A 3,484-nucleotide genomic window follows, 5' to 3' on the forward strand; every position below is an offset into this window, starting at 1 on the left:
TCTTCGACTTCGACAAGTCGAACATCACGCCGGAAGCTGCGACCATTCTGGACAACGCCGTTGCCGCTTACGGCAGCTGCGGTTCGGTGCCGGTCATGCTGGCAGGTCACGCTGACCGTTCGGGTGCAGCCACCTACAACGTGGGTCTGTCCCAGCGTCGTGCCGACTCCGTCAAGGCCTATCTGGTCTCGCGGAACATCCCGGCCAGCGCCATCAGCACCCAGGCGTTCGGTGAAACCCGCAACCGCGTTCAGACCGCCGATGGCGTTCGTGAACTGCAGAACCGTCGCGTGGAAATCACCTACGGTCCGGGTTCGGGCATGTAAGCCAAACGCTGGACCTACGGGTCTGGTAACAAAGAGGGTCGGTCTTCGGACCGGCCCTTTTTTGTTGGGGCGCCATGGCTGGCATGTCGCCTGCTTGCCCAAGGACCGCGTCGCGCTTATGTAGGGTGCATGGACAATCCAGCAGCCGACATCACCCTGACACCCGCTGCGGCCAAGCGCGTGGCCGCGATTGCTGCCAAGCAGCAAAAGCCCGCCATCCTGCGTCTCGCGGTGGAGGGAGGCGGTTGCTCCGGTTTCCAGTACCGTTTCGGCCTTGCCGATGCGCCCGAGCCCGACGATACCGTCACTGAAACCGATGGCGTCTCGCTGGTCGTTGACGATATCAGCCTTGATCTGGTTCGCGGCAGCGCAGTGGATTTCGTGGAATCGCTTGGCGGGTCGGCATTCCAGGTGACCAACCCCAACGCTGCATCCGGATGCGGCTGTGGTTCCAGTTTCTCGATCTGAATGCCTGCTGGCCTTATGGGGAACCCGAACCGCCGGATTTCGTATTGAGCGGCAAGGCATAGGACCGGGGGTGCACATGAAATCCAGCCAGCATCATGCGATCGTCGCTCGATCGCTGCGAAAGATCACCATCGATCGAGGGGACCAGGCGTGATCGATCCCGCCATGGCGACCGACGCGCAGCATCGCGACCCCGAAGCTCCGGATCATATCAGCCCGCATGCCATGACGCGGCTGGAAGCGGGCCGGGTTGCCGGCATCACCCTCACCGTGCTCGCTGTGGTTGGTGTCGCCTGGTTGCTGATGGAGCTGACGCAGTTCCTGCTGCTCGTCTTCGCAGCGCTGGTTCTTGCGGCAATCTTCTCGTCCATCGCGCGCCGGGTATGCGACCTGACCGGCATGAAGCGCGGACCCGCGCTGGCGATCTCCGTATTTCTGCTGCTGGCGGTCTTCGCTGGAGCCTTCACGCTGTTCGGATCGCAGATTGCGGACGAGTTCGACACGATCCAGCAGAGCATTCCGCCCGCGATCGACCGGGTCGAGGCCCAGCTGGACGAGGTGGGGCTTGGCGAACAGGCCCGGAAAATCGTGCAACAGGGCAGCGGCGATCTTTCCAGCCTGGCCTCGCGGCTGGGCGGCTTTGCGATGACGGCCACCAATGCCATTGCCAATTTCGTGCTCGTCTTCGTCGGCGCGATCTTCATCGCCAGCGACCCCAATGTCTATCGACGCGGGCTGCTGCTGCTTCTGCCCAAGCGCGCCGAGCAGCCGGTTTCGGACGCGCTGGATGATGCGTCGCGGGGCCTGCGCGGCTGGATGATGGGCCAGGGCGTCTCGTCGATTGTCGTTGCGGTATTGACCGGAGGCGGACTCTGGGCGCTGGGGGTCCCCGCATCGGGAGGCCTAGCCATCATCGCCGGCCTGCTCGACATCATTCCGATGGTCGGACCGGTCATTGCCGGTGTCCCGGCGGTTCTGCTCGCTTTCACCGTGTCGCCGACAACGGCCTTGTGGACGGTCGTCCTGTTCCTGATCGTTCAGCAGATCCAGGGCAATTTCCTGCAGCCGATGATCCAGAAACAGGCCGTCGATGTGCCGCCTGCGGTGCTGTTGTTTGCGGTCGTCGCCTTCGGGCTCGTCTTCGGCTTTCTGGGCGTGCTGCTCTCGGCTCCGCTGACGGTAGTGACCTATGTCATGGTCCAGCGGCTCTATGTGAAGACCCTGCTAGGCAAGCCGATCCGGATCGCCGGCCAGGACTGATCCCGCCCGGCCGTTGCTTGAAGATCAGAGCGGCCCCAATCAGAGCGGCCCCAATCAGAGCGGATTGCCGTCCTTGTCGCGGAACACCTCGCGCCGGCCGACATGGTTGGGCGCGCTGATATAGCCGTCCTCTTCCATTCGTTCGACCAGTCGCGCGGCGCTGTTATAGCCGATGCGCAACTGCCGCTGCAGCCAGCTGGTCGAGGCCTTCTGGCTCTCGAACACGATCTGGCAGGCGGCGCGGTACATCTGCTCCTCGGGGCTGTCGTCAAGGCTCGCGCCATCGAGCGCGAAGCCGCCGTCCTCAGGTTCCTCGGTCACTGCCTGGATGTAGTCGGGCTGGCCCTGGCCGCGCCAGTGGTCGGCGACACGGCGCACCTCCTCATCCGAGACGAAGGGCCCGTGCACGCGCTCGACCTGCTTGCCGCCGGACATGTAGAGCATGTCGCCCTTGCCGAGCAGCTGCTCCGCGCCCTGTTCGCCCAGGATGGTGCGCGAATCGATCTTGCTGGTGACGTGGAAGCTGATGCGGGTCGGTAGGTTGGCCTTGATCACGCCGGTGATGACGTCGACCGAAGGACGCTGCGTCGCCATGATCAGGTGGATGCCCGCCGCACGCGCCTTCTGTGCGAGCCGTTGGATGAGGAATTCGACCTCCTTGCCCGCCGTCATCATCAGGTCTGCCAGCTCGTCGACGATCACCACGATCTGCGGCATCGGCTCGTAATCGAGCTGCTTTTTCTCGTATTGCGGTTGGCCGCTGACCGGATCCCAGCCGGTCTGGACCTCTTCGCCCAGCGGCAGGCCCTTGGCCTTGGCGACGCGCACCTTGTCGTTGAAATTGACGAGGCTGCGGACCTTGAGCTCGCTCATCATCCGATAGCGCTCCTCCATCTGCTCCACCGCCCATTTCAGTGCGCGCACCGCCTTGGCGGGCTCGGTCACCACGGGGGAGAGAAGGTGCGGAATGTCGTCATAGATCGACAGTTCGAGCATCTTGGGATCGATCATGATCATGCGCAGCGTTTCCGGCGTCATCCGGTAAAGCAGCGAAAGGATCATCGCGTTGAGGCCGACCGACTTGCCCGATCCAGTGGTGCCCGCGATCAGCAGGTGCGGCATCGGCGCGAGGTCGGCGATCACCGGATCGCCCGAGATGTTCTTGCCCAGGATGACCGGCAGCTGGCCGCTATTCTCGGCAAAATGGCTCGATCCGATCATCTCGTGCAGCACGACGGCGTCGCGATGCTGGTTGGGCAGCTCGATGCCCAGCTCCTTGCGGCACGGGATCGCCGCGACGCGCGCCGAGCGCGCCGACATGTTGCGCGCGATATCGTCGGCCAGCTGGATGACGCGGTTGGCCTTGATGCCCGGCGCGGGCAGCAGCTCGTAACGAGTCACCACCGGGCCGGGGCGCACCGCCGTGATCT

4 protein-coding genes are annotated in these 3,484 nt (G+C 64.0%); 3 read left to right on the plus strand and 1 reads right to left on the minus strand.

Annotated elements, in window-relative coordinates:
- The 3 genes from AX735_RS04375 to AX735_RS04385 form a co-directional block, all read left to right on the plus strand.
- On the plus strand, positions 1-326 hold a 326-nt coding region (locus tag AX735_RS04375), incomplete at its 5' end, for an OmpA family protein (RefSeq protein WP_156447412.1).
- Between the two features lie 129 nt (positions 327-455).
- On the plus strand, positions 456-794 hold the full coding sequence (gene erpA / locus AX735_RS04380) for an iron-sulfur cluster insertion protein ErpA (RefSeq protein ID WP_066276167.1): 339 nt from the start codon (positions 456-458) through the stop codon (positions 792-794).
- A 150-nt stretch (positions 795-944) separates the two neighbouring features.
- Complete coding sequence (locus tag AX735_RS04385; protein ID WP_231750021.1) at positions 945-2,054, plus strand: AI-2E family transporter; 1,110 nt, start codon at positions 945-947, stop codon at positions 2,052-2,054.
- A gap of 54 nt (positions 2,055-2,108) precedes the next feature.
- Here AX735_RS04385 and AX735_RS04390 read toward each other — a convergent pair.
- The coding region (locus AX735_RS04390) for a DNA translocase FtsK (RefSeq protein ID WP_446471777.1) at positions 2,109-3,484 on the minus strand (1,376 nt) is incomplete at its 5' end.

The sequence above is a fragment of the Blastomonas sp. CCH1-A6 genome (genome assembly GCF_001556365.1).
GTDB classification, from domain to species: Bacteria; Pseudomonadota; Alphaproteobacteria; order Sphingomonadales; family Sphingomonadaceae; genus Blastomonas; species Blastomonas ursincola.

What these genes read in the sequence shown, in the direction of transcription:
- erpA (WP_066276167.1), top strand. Translation starts at nt 456, where the DNA reads ATGGACAATCCAGCAGCCGACATCACCCTGACACCCGCTGCGGCCAAG.